Here is a 22,959-nt window from a genome sequence, read left to right on the forward strand (position 1 = left end):
AATGAAAATATATTTATGAAAAACATATTATACATACTAACCATTTTAAGTCTTGTTACCACAAGTTGTACCAAAGACTTCGAAGAGATTAACACAAACCCGAATGCTCCCGTTTCGGTGCAACCTAGTTTATTGTTGCGCCAAGTCATTTATAATTTTGGTGAAGAAATGAGTTACGAGGGTTTTGTAGCTGGTGATTTGTTAGCCCAACATCGTACCGCATTAGATTTTAATTTATTTGACAGACACGCCTTAAAATCACCACAATTAGGTGGCAACCCTTGGCCTGTGTTTTACACTAATTTACGTGATAATGAAATTATTCTGAATCAGTCCAGAACCGTTGATGCTTTAAAAGTTTATCAAGGTCCAGCGCTTATTTTAAAGGCTTATATGGCAGGAGGATTAACCGATTTATTTGGTGATGTCCCTTATTTTGAAGCTTTTGATGGCATCAACAAAACAGTAACACCTGTATATGATGCTCAAGAAGACATTTACTTAAATGAAGGCGGTATTTTGGATAACTTAGATAAAGGCATTGAAGCCATTGAAAACTACAATGATGCCATACCACTTGAAGGCGATATTTTATTTAATGGCGATTTACAAGCTTGGGTACGATTCGCAAACTCATTAAAGGTTAAATATTTAGTGCGTATTTCTGGCAAAGTAGATGTTTCATTAGATTTACAGTCTATTTTTGATGCCGGAAATTATATTAAAATCAATAGTCAAAATGCGGTTTTCGATTTTACTAATTCAGACCCAAACAGCTTCAGGTTAGCACAATTACGAATCGGAGATTTTAACAATTTTGTACTTTCTGAAACCATGGAAGATATTCTTGTTGGCTTAAACGACACAAGAATAAATACCTTATTCAGACCCTTTTCTAATTCGAATTCAGGCGAATTCAATGGCTTATTAAATGGTATAGACGCCACATCTACGTCGTTAACATTAGCTAATTATTCTTTAGCAGGAACCCCTTTTAGAGAAGACACCTCTACTTTAGACGCTAATTTTATAACCGCTTGGGAAGTGCACTTTGCTTTTGCAGAAGCCGCTTTAAAAAATTTAATATTGGCAGATGCTCAGCAACTTTATGAATCTGGAGTTGCTTTAGCTTTTGAGTATTGGAATACTGATTTACCGTCAGATTACTTAACTAGTAACGCTGCTTTTAACGCTTCTGGAACAACACCATTACAACAAATAATTACCCAAAAATGGATTGCAAATATTATTAACGGTTATGACGGTTGGGTGGAATATCGTCGCACTGGTTTTCCCGAATTAAGAACTATTTCAGCAAGTTTAAACAACAATGTAATTCCTGTACGTATGCCCTATCCTGCTGAAGAAGCCACTTTAAATACTGAAAACTATAACCGCGCAGCTAATAACACTAACGATAATAGTATAGATAGTCCTGTTTGGTGGGATGAATAAGACATTATGGAACTAATAAACTGGCAATGGAGTTTAATAATTGTATCGAGTTTAATACTCTTTTTAATTTCTCCCTATGCAAAATCTAGAAATCAATTCTTTAAAGCCACAAAAAGGCTTAAAGCACCCAATACTTTTGTATTAACAGGAAGCCTAATAATTTCTTGGATTTTCGCAAAAAGCATTACTAACGCAGCAAACCTAGGGCTTGATTACGGTATTGTTGGCGGTGTGGCTTATGCAGGTTATTATTTATCATTTGCAGTTGCTGGAGTTTTAATTTATCAAATACGCGTTAAAGGAGGTTTTAATAGTATTCATCAGTTTTTAACTACAAAATTCGGAAAAGGTGCTATGGCGCTATTTTCTATTTTAATCGCCATTCGTTTATTTAATGAGGTTTGGAGCAACACCATGGTTATTGGTAGTTTTTTTGGTGCTCAAGGCAGTGAACCTTACTATTGGTCCATTATTTTATTTACATTATTAACTTTAGCGTATGCTATAAAAGGCGGATTGAGTAGTTCTATTTTTACGGATGTGATTCAAATGGGATTGTTTTCAGTATTATTAATAATTATCTTATATCATATTTTTTCTTTAGATCATTTTTCAACTATAGATGTTGTAACCTCTGGAACTTGGAGTTTTGAGTTGGGTTTAAATTTGTTTTTTGCAGCCATCATACAGTCCTTTAGCTATCCTTTTCACGACCCAGTTTTAACAGACAGAGCTTTTATAAGTTCTCCAAAAGTAACTCGTAAAAGTTTTTTATTAGCAAGCCTTTTAGGAGCTTTTAGCATTGTTCTCTTTAGTATGGTTGGCGTTTACGCTCAAACCCAAGGCATGCAAGGGCAGGCTGCTGTAGAAGTTGGCAAAGCCTTTGGAGTGGTAATACTTTTGGTCATAAATTTTATAATGATTACCTCGGCAGCATCAACTTTAGACTCTACATTTTCGTCATTTTCAAAACTATTAGCAATAGATTTAAATATGGGTAAAAACTTAACGTTTGGCAGAGCATCTATGGTAGCCATAGCTATTTTAGGAACGCTTCCTGTTTTCTTAAATGCCGAAATTTTATCAGCAACCACCATTTCGGGCACCATGGTTATTGGCTTAACACCCGTGTTTTTATTTTGGAATACTAAAGCACCTAAAATTAGTTTTTATTTGAGTGTGGTTTGCGGTTTGGTTTTTGGTTTTATTTTAGTTTTAGGAATATTCCCAAAATCACTCATATTTACAGATGGCAAATACGCCGATTTACTTTGGGTAAATATGTGGGGTATTTTAAGTTGTATTCTTTTATATTTTATACCATCATGGATAAAAAAATAGATTATTTAGGAACCCTATCAGGGAAAATCCTGCTTTTTGGAGGTGTATATAGTAATTTGCAAGCTTTGGAAGCTATGAAACACCTCGCAGAAAAAGAAAATATTGCCCCAGAAAATTGTATTTGCACGGGCGATATTGTTGGTTATTGTGCACAACCCGAAGAAACTGTTCAACTATTTAAAATTTGGGAACCTAAAAGTATTGCAGGTAATGTTGAAATTCAACTTCGTGAGGGCGCAGAAGATTGCGGATGCGATTTTAGAAAAGGATCGAGATGCGACGGTTTTTCACAACAATGGTATCCTTATGCGCAAAGTCAACTTTCTAAAAATTCAATAGATTTTGTAAAAACACTGCCAGACCATATCACTTTTAACTATGCTAGAAAAAAAGTTTTGGTAGTTCATGGGTCATATTTTAACACTTCAGAATTCATATTTAAATCAACACCGTGGGAGATAAAAGCACCCAATTTTGAAGTTAATAATTACGATGTCGTTATTGGAGGTCATTGTGGTTTGCCTTTTTGCGACTCAAAAAGGGATAAACTTTGGCTAAACCCTGGCGTTATTGGCATGCCTGCAAACGATGGAACACCATTAGTTTGGTATGCTATTTTAAATGATAAAAAAGGTGTTTTAGAATATAAACATCATACTTTAAATTACAATTATAAATTAACGAATAACCTGATGCAAAACGGATTATTACCTGAAGAATACGCCAGAACTATAATAACAGGTATTTGGGACAATACCGAAATTTTACCAGCTGTTGAAAGTGGCTTACAAGGTTTCGGTATTCAACTGTAATTTTATTAAATTTGAGAGACTAAAAGTATTATGAAAAAAATTATTATTCTTTTAATAGTGTTTCAAAGTTTTTCTTTATTTGCTCAAAAATCGATAGAAAAACTATTAAAACAATACAACGATAATAGCATACCGTACATAACTGTGCAAGAATTGGCAATGCTAAAAACAGATGTAGTAATCCTAGATTCAAGAGAATTAAAAGAATATCAAACTAGCCATATTAAAGATGCCATTTATGTTGGGTATGATTCTTTTAAAATAGACTCTGTGAAAAAACAGGTCAAAAATAAAGACTCAAAAATTGCAGTTTATTGTTCTTTAGGAATTCGATCTGAGAACATTGGTAAAAAACTTAAAAAAGCTGGCTATAAAAATGTTCTAAATTTATATGGTGGTATTTTTGAATTTAAAAATAAAAATTTACCTATTTATAACCCCAAAGGAGAAGAGACCGATAGTATTCATGGGTATTCTAAAGAATGGGGTAAATGGTTAACAAAGGGTATAAAAGTTTATGATTAATAAAGAGCTAGTTATTGTTTTTGTAAAAAACATAAAACTTGGAAAGGTAAAAACCCGATTAGCAAAAACCATTGGTAACCAAGGTGCTTTTGAGGTTTATAGTGAATTGGTGAAAGTTACTGAGGAAGCCACAAAAGGCTTAAATACAAATGTACATATCTATTTTTCAGATACTATTGTTGAAAGCCAATGGGAAGGTTATTTCAAAACCGTTCAAAAAGGAAAAGATTTAGGTGAGCGCATGAAGAATGCTTTTGCAAAAGGATTTGAAAATGGCTACGAGCGAATAGTTTTAATTGGATCTGATTTGCCCGATATAAGCTCAAAACATATTGAAATCAGCTTAGAAACTCTAAATAAAACAGATGTTGTTTTTGGTCCTGCAGAAGATGGTGGATACTATTTAATAGGACTCACAAAAAAACATGATTTTATTTTTGAAAATAAACCTTGGAGTGAGTCAAATTTATTAGAAGTAACTTTAAAAGAATTGAATTCAAAAAACATAAAATTCACTAATTCAGTTAAACTAAATGATATTGATACTTATGAAGATTTAATTGCATCTAAATTCTACAAATCAAATTTAAAATTACAAGAAAAAATCAAACAACTAAATGATTGAAATCATAGAAGAAACTGTAAATTTTTTAAAACAAAAAGGTTTTGAAAAACCTGAAATTGGCATCATTTTAGGTACTGGATTAGGACAACTTATTAATGAAGTTGAAATTATAAAAGAGGTAAGCTACAACCATATTCCTAATTTTCCAACCGCTACTGTAGAGTTTCATAAAGGGAAACTAATTTATGGAAATTTAGAAGGTAAAAAAATAATTGTGATGCAAGGTCGTTTTCATTTATATGAAGGCTACTCACTACAGGATGTTTCCTACCCTGTTCGGATTATGGAAAAATTAGGCATTAAAACCTTATTAGTTTCAAATGCAGCTGGCGCCATAAATTTAAACTTTAAAAAAGGTGAACTCATGCTTATTGAAGATCATATAAATCTTCAAGGGAGCTCGCCATTAGCATTTAAAGGCGTCGAGCTTTTAGGAGAGCGTTTTACCGACATGAGTGCTCCTTATGATGAAGCATTAAATTCTAAATTTAAAAGTATTGCAAAAGCCAATAATATAAAATTACATCAAGGTGTTTACGCAAGTGTTATTGGTCCACAATTAGAAACCCGTGCCGAATATCGTATGCTAAAAATTATTGGAGCCGATGCTGTTGGTATGAGCACTGTACCAGAAATTATAGTTGCAAATCATTTATACTTAAAAGTGGCAGCTATTTCGGTTTTAACAGATGAATGCGACCCAGATAATCTTGAACCAGTAAACATTGCAGATATTATTGCGAATGCCGAAAAAGCAGAACCTAATATGATAATATTATTTAAAGAGGTAATAAAAACTATTTAGAAACCACACATAACGTATAAAAAAGGCGGTATTAAGTACAGACTAACGTAAAACATATGGGATTATTTTTAACTTAAATTTTACACTTCATAATCTAAGATAAATTGAATTAGATTTTGAAAACAATGAACGATTCACAAAAAATTTTTATTAATCAGCAATTTTAAGCATTAAGTAAAAAATGAAATACCAACATCTACTTTTTATTTTAATTTTAGTATCTGCCTGTTCAGGAACAAAACGTGTTGTTAAAAGCACTCCTAACAAAACTTCTGAAACAAAAGATATTATAGATGATAGCGTTAAAAAACACACTAAAATTATTGATAAAGTGATTCCAACAATTATTACCGAAACAGAAAATATAAAAGGGAAAATTATAGAAGAGCAAATGATTGGAAGCGAGAACAATTTAGAAGTATTTAACCATAAAGAATTTAGCACATTACTTAAAGAATACATTTCTGAAAATGGTGATATTAATTATAAAGGCATAAAAAAAGATTACAAGAATTTAAAAAACTATATATCAAATTTAGGACAAAATATTCCTGATATCTCATGGTATAAAGAAGATAAACTTGCTTACTGGATAAATGCTTATAATGCCCTGACAATTGATTTAATTATTCAAAATTACCCTATAAAGAGTATTAAAGATATTAAAAATCCATGGGATCAACGTTTATGGAAATTTGGAAAGAAATGGTATAATTTAAGTGATATAGAACATCAAATTTTACGAAAAATGGATGAGCCTCGCATTCATTTTGCTATTGTTTGCGCGTCATATTCTTGTCCTAAATTACAAAATAAAGCTTTTACTGCTTCAAATTTAGATGCACAACTCACAAAAGTCACAAAAGAATTTTTAAACGATTCTGAGAAAAATAATATATCAGAAAACAACTTAGAGCTTTCTAAAATTTTTCAGTGGTTTGCTAAAGATTTTAAACAAAATAGTAGTTTAATAGATTTTTTAAATCAATTTTTAGACATTAAAATTTCAGAGAATGCTAAAATTAAATACAAAGATTATAATTGGGCTTTGAATGAGTAAACTAAAACTATTGTAACTAAATAGATGAATTATCTAATTTCAATAATAATACCAATTTTAAATGAAGCTGATAATATTTCTAAGCTACTAAATCACGTTTTAAAAAATGCTTCAAAACAAAATATCTCAGAAATTATTTTTGTTGATGGCGGTAGTACGGATGGTTCTCAAGATATAATTCAATCATTTAACTCTCTGAATAATTTTGAAATTATTTTAATAAACTCAGAAAAAGGAAGAGCGAAACAAATGAATTTTGGCGCTAAACACGCTAGAGGGAATCTTTTATATTTTCTGCATGCCGATTCTTTTCCTCCTAAAAATTTCGATTCACTTATCATTAATCAAGTTAAAAAAAACAATCTTGCAGGGTGTTTTAAAATGAAATTTAACAGTAATCATTTATGGCTAAAAATAGCCGGTTGGTTTACACAATTTAATTGGAAATCCTGCAGAGGCGGCGATCAAAGTTTATTTATTTCAACAATTCTATTTGACAAAATAGGAGGATTCAATGAAGCTTTTATTATTTATGAAGACAACGAATTTATAAGTAAACTTTATGAAAATAAACAATTTGTAGTCATTCAAGAATGGTTAACCACCTCAGCTAGACGTTTCACATCGTACGGTATTTACAAACTTCAATACCATTATTTAGTTATTCATATAAAAAAGTGGCTAGGAGCTTCACCACAAATGTTAAATAATTATTATCAAAAACATGTAAATGTTAAAAACCGATAAAAATGACTTAATGAAATTGTAAATGTTACAATCGGTTTATTTAATCGTCTACTTTTATAAAAAAATAACGATTATATGAACCATCTTCATAAAGTTTCCATGTTTTTTATTCTGGTAACTTCTAATAGCTTTTCGCAAGAATCTATTAATGCAAAAATACTAGATTCTACTTCACAAAAACCAATCCCTTTCGCTACAATTTCCATAAACGAAAACTCTGGTGTGATTAGTAATAATAATGGTGAATTTTTATTGTATTTAAATCAAAATAAATCAAAGAAAGACTCTTTAATCATAAGGTGCTTAGGCTATCAGACCAAGTGTTTTTTAGTAAACACATTTAATGATAGTGTGGTTTTATTGAGCCCTAAATCCATAGAACTCAATGAAGTTTTAATTTCTAACAAAAACTACACTGCTGAGGAAATTATTGAAAAGGCAAAAGAAAACTTAGCAAATAATTACGATTACGATTTTATAAAAAGTAAAGTTTTTTACAGAGCTTCAAATTTAACTAACCTATTAAAAAAGGAAGTTACTATTAAAAATACAACTATACCAGAATTTAATCAAAGTTTTGTTGATAGTCTTTTAAATGCGATGCCTGATAGTGCTGATAATTACACTGAGGTCTTAGCTGATATGTATGGTAAATCAGGAATTAATGATACATTAAAATTGGATATTATAAAAGCATCAAATTTATATGATAAAAGTAGAGAAATAACATTTAATAGTTATGAAGAAAAATTCAATAGTATTATAAAAAAGTACGTAAAACGCGATTCTTATTTTAAAATCAAATCTGGTGTTTTTGGAACTAAAGAAGACATGGACTCTTCTTTTTTTCATAATGAAAAACCTAAAGTAGATGAAACTGAAGCTTTTCTTGAAGAACAAAAGAAAAAAGAACAGGAACGAAAAAATAGTTTTACAAAATACACTAAGTATTCGATTTCTAGATTACAACTAAAGAGCTTCGCTTATCCCGATAGTGATTTGAATTTTTTAGAAAAATCAAACAGATATGAATTTGAGCTTGAAGATTACAGTTTTTTAAATAATAATTTTGTGTGCATTATAAAATTTAAACCTAAAAGAAGTGCTAATTATAAGGGCACCATTTATGTAAATATAGATGATTTTGCAATTATAAGAGTTGATTATGAAAACGTAAAAGCCCTAAAAAACTTCAGATTATTAGGACTTTCATATAACTTGTATTTAAAAAGAGGTACTTTTATTTATGAAAAAAACAAATTTAATAGATATGCCCTTAAATATGCTGAAGTTGAGGAAGGGAATAAATTCGGAATTAAAAGACCTTTAAAAATAATTGAAAAAAATAAACATTCTAAAGGAAGAAGAAAACAAAACGAATTATCTTCAGATATCCATTTTATTGTCTCTAACATTGAAAAACAAGAATTAGTAGTTTTTGAAAACAACCCAATAAACAGAACCGATTACGCAGCATTTGAAGAAAAACCAAAAGTAAAACCTATTTACTTACCAAAATATGATCCAGAATTCTGGAAAGGATATAATGTTATAGAACCCAATCAAGCCATTAGAGACTTTAAAAGTATTGAGTAAATAAGATTCATATAAATTATTGAGAACTATACTAATCTTTATTCCGGCCCTTTTCATGAGGATAAAGGTCTCTTATATTATCACTTTGAAAAAATGATTTAGTGTTAATATTAAGCGCTGTTAATTTACCAGAAAATGCAACGCCTGTATCTACATTCCATACGTTTGCAGCATGCATAGGCTTCAAAGAATTGAAATTTGTTGTTGGCGTATGTCCAATATAAATTTCATCATAATGCTTTAATCGTTTTGGATATAACACAGAATTTTTATCAATGTTTTTATCTAAACTTAAAGCCATTTCCCATAAAGTTCTATCGTAATAAAAAGTGGTCTGTAATAATTCTTTTTCAACACCGTGCATCGATGTAAAACCAGCATGTAAAAACAACCTGTTTTCTGGATCTAAATAGTATGGGAGCATCCCATTAAAAAAACCTAAATGGCGTTTCTTTTCTTCAGTAGTAAAACCAATATAACTCTCTATAGTTTCTTTTCCGCCATGCATGTACCAAGTTGGATTTACTTCTCCTCTTAATAACCAATCTTCACACCAAACATCATGGTTTCCTTTAATAAAAACACAACTTATTTTCTCAGAGAGCTCTATTAAAAACTGAACAACTTGTGCAGATTCACTCCAGCCATCTACATAATCACCCATAAAAATAAGGGTATCTTCATCTTTAACTTCTAATTTATTAAGTAACTGAATTAAGGCTTTTAAACCTCCATGAATATCTCCTATAGCAAAAATTTGCATGATTTATTTTTTAACAAATCTAATGAACTAATTGAGCGGAAAAAAAGTTTCAATTAAAAATACTGCCCAATACCAAAAACAAAACCTTGCGTAGCATCCTCAGTAATACCGTGTCCGTAATCTATTCTAAAAATAGCATTATATATTTTTTTATGTATAAAACGAAGCCCAACTCCAGGGTAAATTCTTATGTTTTGCGCATTTCCAAAATCTCCAAAATCGCCTCCTGGATTTCGCCACGAACCTGAATCTACGAAGGCATTTCCTTGTAATACAAACCAGTTTTTTTCATAAAGCGTGTATCTGTACTCAGTATTTAAAACAATTACACCTGTACCTCTGTCAATTATATTACCAACGCCTCTTATATTTAAATTATTATCTACTGAAAATGGTGCAAAAGGTGTATCGTCATTATTTGACAAACCTAAACGCAATCTGTTAGCCAAATTTCCCTTTTTCCCAACTCTTTTGAACAGAAAAAAATCATTCCATCCAATAAAAAAATCGGGTAATATATCATTGGTTGAAGTCACGTATTGAAAATTAAACAGACTTCTAAAACCTGATACATATTGATAGAAATAATCTAATGTATTATATTCATATATTCCTTTTAATAACCATTTATGTATATTTAATTCGGGACGATTATTAATATTTTCTCCTTTAAAACGATAATCTTCGGTAAAATAATTTAAACCTAATTCAAAACGGTTTTTAAAATTAATTTCACACAAACCTAAAACTTCAAAAGATTTGTTATTGTATCTGTAGTTGGCAGTTTCATCAGGAAAAAATACAGGCTCTAAGGTTGTTAAATTTTGAAAATTTACAGCTAAACCAAACTTATTAGAAAAAAGATAAGGCGCTCTAAGGTTTAAGGCGTAACTGTCATAAATATCCTTTTGATAAAAGCCTCCAAATGCAATATTTCTTCCAAATAAATTAAACTCATATAAACCCAATCGATAAGCAAATTCATCATCATTAGTTGTAAAAACATTAGCCGAAGGAATAAGTGTTAAATTTTCCTCTATATTATAGAAAACATTATATTGATTATCTGCTGAATGAAATACTTGATAATAAGCGTGGGATACAGAGGGAAGGCGTTTCAAGCGCAAGATGTCTTGTTCAATAATAACAGAATCAAGCACTTTACCCGGTTTAATATTAGAAATACTCTTAATGAATGAAGTTTTCAACTTCGTATTACCTTGAATTTTTAAATCGTTAACAATTAATTCTTGAGTGAAAGAAAAAAAACTTACAAACCAAAAAATAAAAATAATTGCTTTTTTAGTCATTTAAAAACTCATTTTATTTAAGCCTAAAAATAAGTATAAAAATTAAAAATATTGTCCAATTCCGAAAACTAATCCGTTTGTGGCTTCATTTCCAATACCAAAACCATAATCTAATCTAAAAACAGCATTAAAAATCTTCTTATGTATAAACCTTAACCCTAAACCTGGGTAAAGTTTTACCGTACTACCATCAACTAATTCTCCCAAATCACCTCCTGGGTTACGCCATGAACCAACATCTATAAAAGCATTACTTTGTAATACAAACCACCCTTTTTCATACAAAGTGTATCTATATTCAGAATTAAGGACAATAGCGGCAGTACCTCTATCAATCGTATTTCCTACCCCTCTTAGGTTTAATTGATTATCTACAGCAAACGGCGCAAATGGTGTATCATCGTTTGATGCATAAGCTAAACGCAATCGGTTTGCCCAGTTTCCTTTTTCTCCAATACGCTTAAAATATTCAAAATCATTTCGACCAATAAAAAAATTGGTTAACAAGTCATTCTGACCTGTGGAACCTGTAACAAAGCGGTAAGTAAAGAGACTTCTAAAACCTTCCTGATATTGATAAAAAATATTAATATTATTATACTCATATTCACCAACTATAGCCACTTTGTTGGCTCCTAATTCAGATGGGGTGCCTTGAGGCAAATTCCCTTCTAAGAACTCATAATCTTCATTTGAAATATTTAAACCCAACTCTAAACGATTATTAAAGTTTGGCTCATACATGAAACTAAACTGAAAAGCTTTGGTGTTAAACTTGTAATTTACATCTTGATTATCATCAAAAAAAACAGGCTCTTGAGATACGATGTTTTGATAATTTAAACCAATCCCAAACTTACGTAAAAATAAGTTAGGAGCTTCCCAAAAAGCACCGTAAGAATCAAACACATTTCTGCTGTAATACCCCCCCCTATTAATTGATTTCTTCCTAGAAAATTAAAATCAAATACTGAAGTTCTAAAAGCAAATTCACCATTATTATCTGTTGATATATTAAGTCCAGGAATTATAGCAAAATTTTCTACAATGGTATAAGTTAAATGATAGTTGCCTTCTTCTTTTTTATCTAGGCTAAATTCTACATTGGCAACAGAGGGTAATAACTTCAATCGCCTGATATCTGATGCTATTCTTGATGAATCTAAAATACTTCCTGATTTAACAAACGCTAATTTTTTTAAAAATGCTGTTTTAGTTCTTTTGTTTCCAATAATTATAACTTCTGAAACTGTATTTTCTTGTGCATTTGATAATGCAACGAACATAAAAAGAATTATTGTTATGATATTTTTCATTGATTCACGAAACTTTTATTTAAGGTCGCTGCATTTACCCAATTATCTAAACTAACATCCATTAATGTGAAATTGTATAGAAACCCTAATTGAAGTGTTGGCGGTGTTTCAATAGTTATATTTAATACCACGTTATCTAATTTATAATATTGAAATTGATTTTGATTGGTGTATGTTCCTGACAATAAATTATCTTGAGTATCAGATACAATTTGAAAATAAATGGTGTTATCTCTAACAACATTGTCCTGCCACGAAAAAATTGGCATATTAGATTCTGATTGTTCAATAGTAACAATATCATCCCATAAAGTAGGCTTCGAAATTTGCTTTGATCGAATAGGATTTGAAACTTTTATTTCACCATCTAATTCAAATGTGATTATAATCCATTTTTCAACCATGGATTCTTGCGAAAAGCGTCTCAAATAACAATTAAAAATAGGTTCGCTTACTATTAGAACTTGTTGATAATTTGAAAAATTATTATGATCAACTTCAACCGATTTAGTTTCATAATAACGCGTGTTTAAAGCACCCGATTCTGGGTAATAAAATGTTAAAATATTACCACTATCATTGTCGCTAGCAGCACAAGCAATAACAGCACCTGTATTAAAAATTGCACTATCTAAATATGATTTTAATGATAATTGCTCATCATTAATATCTGAATTTGTACAAGATAAAATCAAAACACATAAAAACAAACACCCTATTTTACCTATAAAATTCATAGTATTTTTTAATTAAAGATTCTGCAGGTTTATTTTGTGGTGTAAACTGGTGATCATTTATTCCGCCAACTTTATCATGATTATGAAACCATTTCCAAACAAAACCTCCTGCGAACCAATTTTCGTTCCAAAAAGTTTCAAAAAGGGCTTGTGTTGTATTGTTTTGTGCCTCAAAATTTACTCCTTTCATACTCATGTCGCTTACCCAAGGTTGTTTCCCAGAATAATCAACACTTCTATAGCCAAACTCTGTAAATAATATAGGTTTATTATAGGTTTCAGATATCGTTTTAATCAAACTTTTATGCTTTTCCCAGCCTACTAAACATTCATTTACAGTTGGAGTTTTACTATTACTGACAGGAAAATAAGCATCAATACCAATAAAATCTAATTCATTCCAAAAAGGGGTTCTTTTAAACTCATCCCAATTGGCTGCATAAGTTAATTTCCCTTTGTAAACATTTTTAATTTGGCTAATCAGATCAAACCAATATTCTGGTCTTTGAATAACAAATCTCTCTAATTCAGTTCCTATACAAAAAATATCTACTTTAACTTCTTGAGCAAGTTCTGCATATTCCATTATAAATTTTGAATACGATTCCTCTAAAACTTTCCAATTTTCTTCACTTTTCATTTCAATTAACCCAGTAAATTCACCTTTCCAAACCCAAAGCTGAGGCTTTATCATTATTTTGATTTGCTTTTTCCGAAGTGTTTGAATGTATTGTTTTGCACCAACTCTTGTTTCACCAAACCATTGTCTATTTGTATTATGAACAATTTCTGGATGCTCCAAGTTTTTTATGAAGCCAAATGGCATTACAGCAGCAAAATTAGCCTGAATATTAACTACAGGATTTACATGTTCCTCATTTATCTCTTCTCTTGAAGCTACATAACTAACACCATTTATTTTCTCAAACTGTGCAGCACAAGAACTAATAAACACACTAACTAAAACCATTAGAAATTTAAATCTATTCATAATAAAATATTTGTTTAAACTTCTAATTTACTATTAATCATTAAAACAAAGCTCTTAAGCCTATGTTAAATGTTTTACCTAATCCTGTATCTGTGCCCCTTATAAAACTTGTGTATAAGGTTTCTACATTTAAAACATCTGTTAATTGATATTTTACCCCACCTCCTAGCGCTGTGAAGTCTTGAGAAAAATCGTTTCCTGTATCTATTAATTGAGAATGTTGTACTAGGCCTAGTATTGTAAATTTAGAACTTGGAAAATAACTTAAAAATACACCTGGTGTTAAACGCAAACTGTTATTTGCAAAACTATCTTCCTTTTTCCCAAAGTTATATTCTGTATTTAACTCAGAGAACAATTGCCAATCACCACCAGCGAAACTATAATCGTAAAAAAATCTATTTTGAAAAATAAATCCTTTTTGATCTAAAAATACACCGTTTTCAACTTCATTATCTACTAAAGGAATATGAAATGCGGTTTGAACAGTAAAGTTTGAAACGCCTTTTAAAGGATTGAATTTAATTGCTGGAGCAAATGATGTAAAACCTGAACGTGCTGAATTTGCCTCACCATCAAATTTAAAAACATCTAAAGCATCTCTTCCTCCAATAACGTTAGAACGAAACTCAAGTAAAAGCCCAATATTAAATTTACTGTTTGGCGAAACTCCTGTAAATATATCAACCGTTGATGTAAAAAAAGTGTTTCTTGGAATATCTTGTTCTGAACCATTTGGTCCAAATAAATCTTTTGTTTCAGTATATAAGTTATTAAACCACTTAATATCCCATTGCCCTTGTTTTAACAATTTTGAAGGTGTGTAAGTTTGTATCACACTTCCTTGATTTTCTTGATCTTCTTCTTGTGAATAGCCTGTGAATGCTATAGCTGTAAATACGAATATGGCGATTAATTTTTTCATAATTTGATTTTGTTTTTAATTTCCACAATGGTGAAAATCTATTATTTCTATTTTGATTTGTTATTAATTATTTTTGGTTTTTATAGATGTTATTGTTTGTTCACTTTCCAATCATAAGGAAAGTAGCTTAATTTATATTTACCTTCTAATTTTTCTGTTCTATATTGGTTAATAAAGTCTATTTCTGATTTACCATTCATTGTAAAATCACCTTTATACCACTCCATAATTTGAGAAGCTTCTACACGCTTTTTTTTATCATTTACTCTTAAAAAAGAACCGTTTAATGCAATTTTAGTTTGTTTTTCTAATTGTGCATTCAATGTGTTTGGTAAATAGGCTTCGTTAACTAAAGGCGGGCAGCCAACCGCACCACATACTAAAACAAAGTGAAAACGCGCATCGTTAAACTGACCTCTTAATAGTTTATGCTCAATATCGTTTAAAGTAATTTTCTTTCCGCCTAAGCTATACGTGGTTTTATCAAAAAAACCAGCATTATCAAGTGGCGAATTTGTTGGATAATTATCTATAATACCCTTGATAACAGATAAATTATAAGCGTTAATCCAAAAAGCTTGATAATTATTGGTATCACTTTTAGAAACTGAAATGCCCTCAGCTAAACTTAAAAGATTGTTTAATGTTGATGGATTTTTATATATTTTAGTGTACGCTACTTTTCCATCAGACACATTAGCTTTAAAAAAAGTGTCTGCTTTACTAAAAAAAGTAGTTAAATCTTGAGAAATCCCTTCAAAAGATATTAGTGCTATTAGTATTATTATAAATTGTTTTTTCATTTTTTTAAATATTAGTATCTTATTTTTTAAGACTGTTTAAAACTTTAATCTTTGCAAAGCAACAGCCCTTAGGTCGAACAAAACTTCGGGTAATTACACAGGAAGTAAAAGTTTTTTTCGGGTCTATGCTTATTAATAATCCTTACAAAACAAAATCAATTTAAACTTGTTCTAAATTAACGACTTTGATTAAGTTCTTATCTTTAGCTTCGACTTAAGACCTTATAACAATCAAATTATGCAAGAACACATCGTCATTATAGGAAACGGAATTTCTGGTGTAACAGCAGCAAGACATATAAGAAAATTATCTGATAAAAAAATTACTATTGTATCTGCTGAAACCGAGTATTTCTTCTCAAGAACAGCACTCATGTACGTATACATGGGGCACATGAAATTTGAACACACTCAACCTTATGAAAATTGGTTCTGGGAGAAAAACCGAATCGATCTTAAAAAAGGATATGTTAAGAATATTGATACCGATGCAAAAACACTTCATTTCGCAGAAGGAGATACTTTAAAATATGACAAACTTATTATCGCCACTGGGAGTAAACCAAATAAATTTGGATGGCCAGGGCAAGATTTAGAGGGTGTTATGGGTATGTACCATAAGCAAGATTTAGAAAACCTTGAAAAACATGCTCCTAATAAGGAGGCTTGTAAACGTGCAGTAATAGTTGGCGGTGGTTTAATTGGTATTGAACTTGTTGAAATGCTAAATTCAAGAAACATCCCTATTACTTTTTTAGTAAGAGAAGACAGCTTTTGGAATGGTGTTTTACCTACTGGAGAAAGCGAAATGATTAATCATCACATAAAAAATCATCATATCGATTTACGTTTGGGTATGAACTTGAAGGAAATTAAATCCGATGAAAACGGAAAAGTAAAATCCATAATTATTCAAGAAACTGGAGAAGAAATTGAATGTAATGTCGTTGGTTTAACTGCTGGTGTCTCCCCTAATATTGATTTTATAAAAGATTCTGATATTGAAATAGGTAGAGGTGTAAAAGTGAATCGTTATCTAGAAACTAACATACCTAATGTTTATGCTATTGGAGATTGTGCAGAACAACACGAAGGTATAAATGGCCGCAGACCTATAGAAGCGGTTTGGTATACCGGGCGTATGATGGGTGAAACTTTAGCACAAACCATTTGCGGTAATAAAATACAATATAACCCAGGGCATTGGTTTAACTCTGCTAAATTTTTAGATATAGAATATCAAACTTATGGTTGGGTATTTGCAAAACCAAGAGAAAACGAAGCACATTTCCATTGGAAACATGAGGACGATACGAAATGCATCACCGTTTGTTTTAATACAAATACAAACAAATTTTTAGGAATTAACACCTTTGGGATTAGAATGCGACATGAAACATTTGATACTTGGTTAACCGAAAATCGAGACGTTGATTATGTAATGAATCATCTTCCTGAAGCTAATTTCGATCCAGAATTTTACAGTCATTATGAAGCTGATATTATTTCAGCTTATAACAAACAATTACAAACCGTATAAACATGAGTAATAAAATAAATCATAGCATGTCTTTAGCAAAACCAGATGCTGTAGATATTTCAAACAAACAGAAAGTAGCACTAGCCACAGGAATTATTGGCTTATTCATTTTAACACTGGCACTCTTTAATACTGATTTTCCTAACAAAGGCCTATTTCTAAGTCTTTCCTTAGGATTGATTTCTATCGGAATTATTGTGTATTCCAGAGACGCCTATTTAACCAAATTAGAAGGTATAAAAAATGATGGTGTTTGGTTTAAATCCATTTCATCAAGAGGTATTTGGGGTTGGATTGTTGGCATTATACTAACCACCTTTTATATTGTACTTTACTTCTTTCCAAAATATTTAGGATTAGGAACAAATGGTGCCGAAAATAGTGGTTTAATAGGATTATTCGATCCTTTAAGTAGATTATTAAGCGGAAGACCAGCTAGCCAATGGTTTGTTTACGGTACACTTTATACGGTTGCTATTTTAGCCTTTGGCTATAAATTTATTTTAAAATACAGACACAATCGTTATCAACAACTAAGAACAAGTTCGGTTATGTTTTTTCAATTAGGTTTTGCCTTCTTGATTCCAGAATTCATGTATGTTATGAATAATGATTTACCATACTACGATTTAAAAAGTATCTGGCCACTTAACTATTATATTTTTGATGAATGGTCTGTAAACGGCTTTCTTTCAAACGGAAATATTGGTTTAGCCTTAATATTGTTTGGTATTATTTCCATTTTTGTAATTACACCAATTTTAACTTATAAATATGGAAAACGCTGGTATTGTTCCTGGGTTTGTGGTTGTGGCGGATTAGCTGAAACTGCTGGAGATTCTTTTAGGCAATTATCTTCTAAAAAAATGTCTGCATGGAAATTAGAGCGCTGGCTAATTCATACTGTTTTAGTGTTTTCAGTAGTGATGACAGTAGCTATGATATACACCTATTTAGGCTATGATAAAAATAATTTCTGGCTAACAAGAGGTGTTTTCATCGCTTTAGTTATTGGTTTTTTAACTGTAGTTTTTGCAGGTGTTATGTTTTTTAAAAGACAGGAATTAGGTAAAGATGCTAAATATGGCGCTATTGGTTTCTTTGTAGTGATTGCTCTTTTACTAATCATGCATTTTACAGGCACTACAAATCAAATTTTTTACATTAAATCTGGTGCGTTGAGATCTGCTTATGGCTTATACATAGGCTCTATATTTTCAGGCGTTATTGGCACAGGTTTTTATCCTATTTTGGGAAATCGTTCTTGGTGCAGATTTGGTTGTCCAATGGCAGCAATTCTAGGATTTCAACAACGTTTATTCTCAAAATTTAGAATTACAACAAACGGCGGACAATGTATTTCTTGCGGAAACTGCTCAAACAGTTGTGAAATGGGAATTGATGTAAGACACTATGCTCAAAAAGGCGAAAATATTGTCCGTTCTAGCTGTGTTGGTTGCGGTGTATGTTCTGCAGTTTGCCCACGTGGTGTATTAAAATTAGAGAATGATGCTATGGAAGGGAGAATTAATCCCACTGAAATATTATTAGGGAATGACGTTGATTTGATGAAATTTGTAAATCAAAAATAGAATGCGAATTATCTTAATTTTATTAGTTTTAATAACAACAACTTTAAATCTTTCAGAAAAAAAATCTTATCAGAAAATATATTATAAAGATGGGTTAATAAAATCTGAAGGCTGGTTGATTAATGGTATTAAAGAAAATTATTGGAAATTTTACTATCCAAATGGTGTGACCCAAAAAGAAGGACATTTTCATCAAAATAAACCTATAAATTACTGGTATTTTTATTATCTAAATGGCAATTTAGAATCTGAAGGTCATTATATTAACGGTAAAAAAAACAACTGGTGGTTATTTTATGATACTATGAAAAAAATAAATCATAAATGTCAATTGGTAAACAATCAAAAGAATGGTTATTGTCTTATATACAAGAACGAAAAATTAATTGCTGCTTCTAAGTACATTTCAGGTAATAAAATAAAAGAATGGACTAACTTTGCGTCTTTTAAAAAAGAAAACAAACTAAGCGACCTTAAATGACCAAAATCACAGTCATCATTCCTGCATATAATGAAGCTGATTCTATAGCACTTGTCATTAATGATATTCCTAAAATTGTTGATGAAGTTATTGTTGTTAATAATAATTCTACTGATGATACTGAAATTAATGCAAAAAGAGCGGGTGCAACAGTTTTAGCAGAAATGAACAAAGGTTATGGCTATGCCTGCTTAAAAGGGATGCAACATATTGCTAATCAAAATATAAAACCAGATATTATTGTATTTTTAGATGGTGATTTTAGCGATTATCCTGAAGAATTATCGAAAATAATTAATCCAATCATTGAGGATGATATTGATTTTGTAATTGGATCTCGTGTAAAAAAACTACGTGAAAAAGGGTCAATGACGTTGCCACAAATATTCGGCAACTGGCTAGCAACCAATTTAATGAACTTATTTTTTAATGCTAAATTTTCAGATCTCGGACCTTTTAGAGCTATAAAATATAACAAACTTTTAGCACTTAAAATGCAAGACAAAACCTATGGCTGGACAGTTGAGATGCAACTTAAGGTATTAAAACAAAAACTCTCATACTGCGAAGTGCCAGTAAATTACAGAAATAGAATTGGTGTTTCAAAAGTGTCTGGTACAATAAAAGGTGCTATATTTGCAGGCGTAAAAATATTAGGTTGGATTTTTAAATACAGTATTAAAAAATGATTCTAGAAACAACAATTATAGTTATATACAGTTTTGCTCTTTTGCTTATTTTCATGTATGCATTAGCGCAATTAAATCTGCTATTTAACTATCTATCTTCTAAGAAGCTAAAAGATACTTGCGAAAAATTTGATTTATCTAAATCTGATGAAATACCTTTTGTTACCATACAACTTCCTGTATATAATGAAATGTATGTTATGGATCGTTTACTTGATAACATTGCACTAATTGATTATCCTATAGATAAACTTGAAATTCAAGTACTAGATGATTCAACAGATGAAACCATCGAAAGCACCAGAAAACATGTAGAAAATTTAAAAGTTACAGGTTTAGACATTCAACACATTACTAGAGTTGATCGTTCTGGCTTTAAAGCAGGAGCACTGAAAGAAGGCTTAAAAGTAGCTAAAGGTGAATTCATAGCTATTTTCGATTCAGATTTTCTTCCTAAAGCAGATTGGTTAAAACGTACCATCCCATATTTTAAAGATGAACACATTGGTGTTGTACAAACGCGTTGGGGGCACATTAACCGTAACTTTTCTATTCTTACAAAAATACAAGCATTTGCTTTAGACGCACACTTTACTTTAGAGCAAGTTGGCAGAAATAGTAAAGGACACTTTATTAACTTTAATGGTACTGCTGGTATTTGGAGAAAAACATGCATTATTGATGCTGGAAACTGGGAAGGAGACACCTTAACTGAAGATTTAGATTTAAGCTATCGTGCCCAACTTAAAAACTGGAAGTTTAAATACCTTGAAGATGTTGAAACTCCTGCAGAATTACCTGTAGTTATCAGCGCAGCGCGTTCACAACAATTTAGATGGAATAAAGGTGGAGCAGAAAATTTTAGAAAAATGCTTTGGCGCGTATTAAAATCTAAAAATATTTCAGCTAAAACTAAATTACATGGCATACTACATTTATTAAACAGTACTATGTTTTTAAACGTACTTATTGTAGGTGTTTTAAGCATCCCTATGTTGTACATAAAAAACGAATACGCACACTTAAAACCCTATTTTTATGTAATGAGTTTCTTCGTGGTAAGTACCATCATATTTTTTATATGTTATTGGTTTATGTATAAAAATATTTATGGGAGTGGCTTTAAAAATTTCGTTCGCTATGTAGGCATGTTTTTTGTTTTTTTCTCAATTGCCATGGGCTTTTCTTTACATAATTCTATTGCTGTTTTAGAGGGGCATTGGGGTAAAAAAAGCGAATTTGTTCGTACACCTAAATTTAATATTAGCACTTTTAAAGACAACTGGAAAAACAATAAGTATCTTAAAAAAACCATTTCTATACATGTTATTTTTGAAGGCATCTTGATGCTTTATTTTGCTTTTGGAATGTATAGCGCATTTGTAGTTGGTAACCAAGGTGGCGATTTTGGTTTATTTCCTTTTCACTTCATGCTATTTGCTGGTTTTGGTTATGTATTTTTTAAATCTTTAACTTCAAAAGTATAGTGCTTACAATAAGAAATTTGATTTAGAAATTAATAATTATAAGTTGGTGCTATTGATTCTTTAACTACAATTAATGCATCAAATCTTGTAGTTGGAACAAAACGAATGATTCCACCATTTTCAAGTTCAAATGCTTTAGTAATCTCAAAAATCCATTTGTTATTACTGTTTTTTTTATCTTGACTCAAATCTAAAAAAGGTATTTTTTTTCCTGAAGAAATTAAACGATGTTCGATAAATGTAGAGTCTGTTTGTTGAATTGGAATCGTTTTTTTAGTCCAAAATTGATATAATACGCCACTATTGGCAAATAAACCAATTGTATAATAATCTTTCGGATATTTTTCTTTTAAAAATTGACCCATCGTCTTCATATATCCATTTTCCATAGCCCCTTTTTCAACATGACCATTATGTGCCCAAATAATAACTTTCTTATTTGGGTAAACTTCCTTCAGCATCCACTTTAGGTTTTCAACCATTAATGAGTCTCTCAAACCAAAGCTTTCCCATCTATCTGAGAAAGGTAAATTATAGGATGCAGAAAACATAGATAAACTCCTAACCATTACTTGAAATAAAGTTTTGTTTAATTTGTGCTTAGAAATGATTGCGTCTTTATTTTCTTCTAAATAGCGCTTGGCTGTATTTGATGTTTCTACAAAAATATCTCTATGTTTAAGATAGTTAATAGAGTCATTGTTAGAACTAAATCCATACGATCGTTGATAAGAAAACATCCTAGTGAAAAGACTGTCTGAAAGCTCTTTATCATAATCCTTTAAAATAAATTTTAGTTTGGTAAACAAAAATTCAGAAGATGCTTGCGTATCATAACCCATATAGTAAAGAGGTGAATTTGTAATACTTTGTGATTTTAAATAATCAAATAAACCATTAGCTTCATTAGCTCTAAAATTTCCGAATACAGAAAAATCTCGAAGTTGTTTACTCGTCAAGGTATCTATAGTTTCGAATGCTAAAAAAGTATCTCCTAAACCACTTTCCATAGCTAAAACTTCAAATCCCATTTCTTTATGAAGATATTTTACTAATTCAGATTTTAGCTTATAAAAAGTTCCTGAGCCATGCGAGCTTTCACCCAAAGCAACGATTCTTTTGTCACCAATCGCATTTTTAATTGCAGAAAAATCATAGCCAGATGTGGTTTTTAATTCTCTTGTGTTTTTTTTAATCCATTGAAGTTCTATTTCTGATTGTGAATAAGAACTGAAAAAGGTAAGAAATAAAAAGAGAACTACACTAAATCTAAAGTGTTTCATACTATTGTTTTTTGATAAACCAAAGTTGCAAAAGTAAAATACAACCAAGCCATTATTCTTAATAAGTTTTGTCCAA

Annotated in this window: 23 protein-coding genes; 14 read left to right on the forward strand and 9 right to left on the reverse strand. The window is 30.6% G+C overall.

Translation table 11 applies throughout. The features are described from left to right. The first annotated feature begins 15 nt into the window (after nucleotides 1–15). From AC1XJX_RS00075 to AC1XJX_RS00115, 9 genes are all read left to right on the forward strand, one after another. A complete protein-coding gene (locus AC1XJX_RS00075; RefSeq protein WP_482001912.1) occupies nucleotides 16–1,455 on the forward strand; it encodes a SusD/RagB family nutrient-binding outer membrane lipoprotein in 1,440 nt (479 codons plus the stop codon). Between the two features lie 6 nt (nucleotides 1,456–1,461). Beyond that, entirely contained in the window at nucleotides 1,462–2,796 is a 1,335-nt protein-coding gene (locus tag AC1XJX_RS00080; RefSeq protein ID WP_482001913.1) for a sodium:solute symporter family transporter, read from the forward strand. After that, nucleotides 2,781–3,608: a metallophosphoesterase family protein gene (locus tag AC1XJX_RS00085; protein WP_482001914.1), complete on the forward strand. Its 828-nt coding sequence runs from the start codon at nucleotides 2,781–2,783 to the stop codon at nucleotides 3,606–3,608. The genes AC1XJX_RS00080 and AC1XJX_RS00085 overlap by 16 nt, the downstream gene beginning before the upstream one ends. Nucleotides 3,609–3,638: 30 nt before the next feature. Continuing rightward, nucleotides 3,639–4,133, forward strand: coding sequence for a rhodanese-like domain-containing protein (locus AC1XJX_RS00090; protein WP_482001915.1), 495 nt, complete (start codon nucleotides 3,639–3,641; stop codon nucleotides 4,131–4,133). After that, nucleotides 4,126–4,758, forward strand: a complete 633-nt coding sequence (locus AC1XJX_RS00095) for a TIGR04282 family arsenosugar biosynthesis glycosyltransferase (RefSeq protein WP_482001916.1) — start codon at nucleotides 4,126–4,128, stop codon at nucleotides 4,756–4,758. Before AC1XJX_RS00090 ends, AC1XJX_RS00095 begins: the two co-directional genes overlap by 8 nt. Continuing rightward, entirely contained in the window at nucleotides 4,751–5,563 is an 813-nt protein-coding gene (locus AC1XJX_RS00100) for a purine-nucleoside phosphorylase (RefSeq protein WP_482001917.1), read from the forward strand. The genes AC1XJX_RS00095 and AC1XJX_RS00100 overlap by 8 nt, the downstream gene beginning before the upstream one ends. 181 nt (nucleotides 5,564–5,744) lie before the next feature. Next, entirely contained in the window at nucleotides 5,745–6,623 is an 879-nt protein-coding gene (locus AC1XJX_RS00105; protein WP_482001918.1) for a DUF547 domain-containing protein, read from the forward strand. A 24-nt stretch (nucleotides 6,624–6,647) separates the two neighbouring features. Beyond that, nucleotides 6,648–7,370, forward strand: coding sequence for a TIGR04283 family arsenosugar biosynthesis glycosyltransferase (locus AC1XJX_RS00110; RefSeq protein WP_482001919.1), 723 nt, complete (start codon nucleotides 6,648–6,650; stop codon nucleotides 7,368–7,370). A 75-nt stretch (nucleotides 7,371–7,445) separates the two neighbouring features. Continuing rightward, on the forward strand, nucleotides 7,446–8,966 hold the full coding sequence (locus tag AC1XJX_RS00115; protein WP_482001920.1) for a carboxypeptidase-like regulatory domain-containing protein: 1,521 nt from the start codon (nucleotides 7,446–7,448) through the stop codon (nucleotides 8,964–8,966). 31 nt (nucleotides 8,967–8,997) lie between these two features. Here the strand turns inward: AC1XJX_RS00115 and AC1XJX_RS00120 are convergent, their stop codons facing one another. From AC1XJX_RS00120 to AC1XJX_RS00155, 8 genes are all read right to left on the reverse strand, one after another. After that, nucleotides 8,998–9,729, reverse strand: coding sequence for a metallophosphoesterase family protein (locus AC1XJX_RS00120; protein ID WP_482001921.1), 732 nt, complete (start codon nucleotides 9,727–9,729; stop codon nucleotides 8,998–9,000). Between the two features lie 53 nt (nucleotides 9,730–9,782). Further along, nucleotides 9,783–11,039 (reverse strand): POTRA domain-containing protein, encoded by a 1,257-nt coding sequence (locus AC1XJX_RS00125; RefSeq protein WP_482001922.1) that lies wholly within the window; start codon nucleotides 11,037–11,039, stop codon nucleotides 9,783–9,785. Nucleotides 11,040–11,081: 42 nt separating this feature from the next. Further along, nucleotides 11,082–11,948, reverse strand: a complete 867-nt coding sequence (locus AC1XJX_RS00130; protein ID WP_482001923.1) for a BamA/TamA family outer membrane protein — start codon at nucleotides 11,946–11,948, stop codon at nucleotides 11,082–11,084. Next, nucleotides 11,879–12,355 carry a POTRA domain-containing protein gene (locus AC1XJX_RS00135; protein WP_482001924.1) on the reverse strand — a complete coding sequence of 159 codons (477 nt, stop codon included), beginning with the start codon at nucleotides 12,353–12,355 and terminating at the stop codon, nucleotides 11,879–11,881. Before AC1XJX_RS00135 ends, AC1XJX_RS00130 begins: the two co-directional genes overlap by 70 nt. Further along, entirely contained in the window at nucleotides 12,352–13,092 is a 741-nt protein-coding gene (locus AC1XJX_RS00140) for a hypothetical protein (RefSeq protein WP_482001925.1), read from the reverse strand. The genes AC1XJX_RS00135 and AC1XJX_RS00140 overlap by 4 nt, the downstream gene beginning before the upstream one ends. Then, nucleotides 13,076–14,083, reverse strand: coding sequence for a glycoside hydrolase family 113 (locus AC1XJX_RS00145; RefSeq protein WP_482001926.1), 1,008 nt, complete (start codon nucleotides 14,081–14,083; stop codon nucleotides 13,076–13,078). Before AC1XJX_RS00145 ends, AC1XJX_RS00140 begins: the two co-directional genes overlap by 17 nt. A gap of 40 nt (nucleotides 14,084–14,123) precedes the next feature. Beyond that, nucleotides 14,124–15,008, reverse strand: coding sequence for a hypothetical protein (locus AC1XJX_RS00150; RefSeq protein ID WP_482001927.1), 885 nt, complete (start codon nucleotides 15,006–15,008; stop codon nucleotides 14,124–14,126). Nucleotides 15,009–15,097: 89 nt separating this feature from the next. Next, nucleotides 15,098–15,811, reverse strand: a complete 714-nt coding sequence (locus tag AC1XJX_RS00155; protein ID WP_482001928.1) for a DUF547 domain-containing protein — start codon at nucleotides 15,809–15,811, stop codon at nucleotides 15,098–15,100. 238 nt (nucleotides 15,812–16,049) lie between these two features. On the opposite strand from AC1XJX_RS00155, the gene AC1XJX_RS00160 reads away from it, so the two are divergent. Genes AC1XJX_RS00160 through AC1XJX_RS00180 form a run of 5 tightly spaced genes read left to right on the forward strand, consistent with a single transcriptional unit; the run spans nucleotide 16,050 to nucleotide 21,600 of the window. Then, entirely contained in the window at nucleotides 16,050–17,351 is a 1,302-nt protein-coding gene (locus tag AC1XJX_RS00160) for an NAD(P)/FAD-dependent oxidoreductase (RefSeq protein WP_482001929.1), read from the forward strand. Nucleotides 17,352–17,353: 2 nt separating this feature from the next. Then, the gene (locus tag AC1XJX_RS00165) at nucleotides 17,354–18,943 is read left to right on the forward strand and encodes a 4Fe-4S binding protein (protein ID WP_482001930.1); all 1,590 of its coding nucleotides are present in this window, start codon (nucleotides 17,354–17,356) and stop codon (nucleotides 18,941–18,943) included. A gap of 1 nt (nucleotide 18,944) precedes the next feature. Next, on the forward strand, nucleotides 18,945–19,424 hold the full coding sequence (locus AC1XJX_RS00170; RefSeq protein WP_482001931.1) for a toxin-antitoxin system YwqK family antitoxin: 480 nt from the start codon (nucleotides 18,945–18,947) through the stop codon (nucleotides 19,422–19,424). Then, nucleotides 19,421–20,113, forward strand: coding sequence for a glycosyltransferase family 2 protein (locus AC1XJX_RS00175; RefSeq protein WP_482001932.1), 693 nt, complete (start codon nucleotides 19,421–19,423; stop codon nucleotides 20,111–20,113). Before AC1XJX_RS00170 ends, AC1XJX_RS00175 begins: the two co-directional genes overlap by 4 nt. Beyond that, nucleotides 20,110–21,600 (forward strand): cellulose synthase family protein, encoded by a 1,491-nt coding sequence (locus AC1XJX_RS00180; RefSeq protein WP_482001933.1) that lies wholly within the window; start codon nucleotides 20,110–20,112, stop codon nucleotides 21,598–21,600. The genes AC1XJX_RS00175 and AC1XJX_RS00180 overlap by 4 nt, the downstream gene beginning before the upstream one ends. Before the next feature lie 29 nt (nucleotides 21,601–21,629). On the opposite strand, the gene AC1XJX_RS00185 is transcribed toward AC1XJX_RS00180, so the two are convergent. Continuing rightward, complete coding sequence (locus AC1XJX_RS00185) at nucleotides 21,630–22,883, reverse strand: erythromycin esterase family protein (RefSeq protein ID WP_482001934.1); 1,254 nt, start codon at nucleotides 22,881–22,883, stop codon at nucleotides 21,630–21,632. Nucleotides 22,884–22,959 lie beyond the last annotated feature (76 nt).

This window comes from Flaviramulus sp., from assembly GCF_982512915.1.

Bases quoted from the DNA above. Each gene is read 5' to 3' on its own strand.
- AC1XJX_RS00180 (WP_482001933.1), top strand. From the start codon at position 20,110: ATGATTCTAGAAACAACAATTATAGTTATATACAGTTTTGCTCTTTTG.
- AC1XJX_RS00095 (WP_482001916.1), top strand. From the start codon at position 4,126: ATGATTAATAAAGAGCTAGTTATTGTTTTTGTAAAAAACATAAAACTT.
- AC1XJX_RS00105 (WP_482001918.1), top strand. From the start codon at position 5,745: ATGAAATACCAACATCTACTTTTTATTTTAATTTTAGTATCTGCCTGT.
- AC1XJX_RS00125 (WP_482001922.1), bottom strand. From the start codon at position 11,039: ATGACTAAAAAAGCAATTATTTTTATTTTTTGGTTTGTAAGTTTTTTT.
- AC1XJX_RS00175 (WP_482001932.1), top strand. From the start codon at position 19,421: ATGACCAAAATCACAGTCATCATTCCTGCATATAATGAAGCTGATTCT.
- AC1XJX_RS00090 (WP_482001915.1), top strand. From the start codon at position 3,639: ATGAAAAAAATTATTATTCTTTTAATAGTGTTTCAAAGTTTTTCTTTA.
- AC1XJX_RS00075 (WP_482001912.1), top strand. From the start codon at position 16: ATGAAAAACATATTATACATACTAACCATTTTAAGTCTTGTTACCACA.
- AC1XJX_RS00185 (WP_482001934.1), bottom strand. From the start codon at position 22,883: ATGAAACACTTTAGATTTAGTGTAGTTCTCTTTTTATTTCTTACCTTT.
- AC1XJX_RS00160 (WP_482001929.1), top strand. From the start codon at position 16,050: ATGCAAGAACACATCGTCATTATAGGAAACGGAATTTCTGGTGTAACA.
- AC1XJX_RS00150 (WP_482001927.1), bottom strand. From the start codon at position 15,008: ATGAAAAAATTAATCGCCATATTCGTATTTACAGCTATAGCATTCACA.
- AC1XJX_RS00115 (WP_482001920.1), top strand. From the start codon at position 7,446: ATGAACCATCTTCATAAAGTTTCCATGTTTTTTATTCTGGTAACTTCT.
- AC1XJX_RS00080 (WP_482001913.1), top strand. From the start codon at position 1,462: ATGGAACTAATAAACTGGCAATGGAGTTTAATAATTGTATCGAGTTTA.
- AC1XJX_RS00100 (WP_482001917.1), top strand. From the start codon at position 4,751: ATGATTGAAATCATAGAAGAAACTGTAAATTTTTTAAAACAAAAAGGT.
- AC1XJX_RS00140 (WP_482001925.1), bottom strand. From the start codon at position 13,092: ATGAATTTTATAGGTAAAATAGGGTGTTTGTTTTTATGTGTTTTGATT.
- AC1XJX_RS00155 (WP_482001928.1), bottom strand. From the start codon at position 15,811: ATGAAAAAACAATTTATAATAATACTAATAGCACTAATATCTTTTGAA.
- AC1XJX_RS00135 (WP_482001924.1), bottom strand. From the start codon at position 12,355: ATGAAAAATATCATAACAATAATTCTTTTTATGTTCGTTGCATTATCA.
- AC1XJX_RS00085 (WP_482001914.1), top strand. From the start codon at position 2,781: ATGGATAAAAAAATAGATTATTTAGGAACCCTATCAGGGAAAATCCTG.
- AC1XJX_RS00170 (WP_482001931.1), top strand. From the start codon at position 18,945: ATGCGAATTATCTTAATTTTATTAGTTTTAATAACAACAACTTTAAAT.
- AC1XJX_RS00120 (WP_482001921.1), bottom strand. From the start codon at position 9,729: ATGCAAATTTTTGCTATAGGAGATATTCATGGAGGTTTAAAAGCCTTA.
- AC1XJX_RS00165 (WP_482001930.1), top strand. From the start codon at position 17,354: ATGAGTAATAAAATAAATCATAGCATGTCTTTAGCAAAACCAGATGCT.
- AC1XJX_RS00145 (WP_482001926.1), bottom strand. From the start codon at position 14,083: ATGAATAGATTTAAATTTCTAATGGTTTTAGTTAGTGTGTTTATTAGT.
- AC1XJX_RS00110 (WP_482001919.1), top strand. From the start codon at position 6,648: ATGAATTATCTAATTTCAATAATAATACCAATTTTAAATGAAGCTGAT.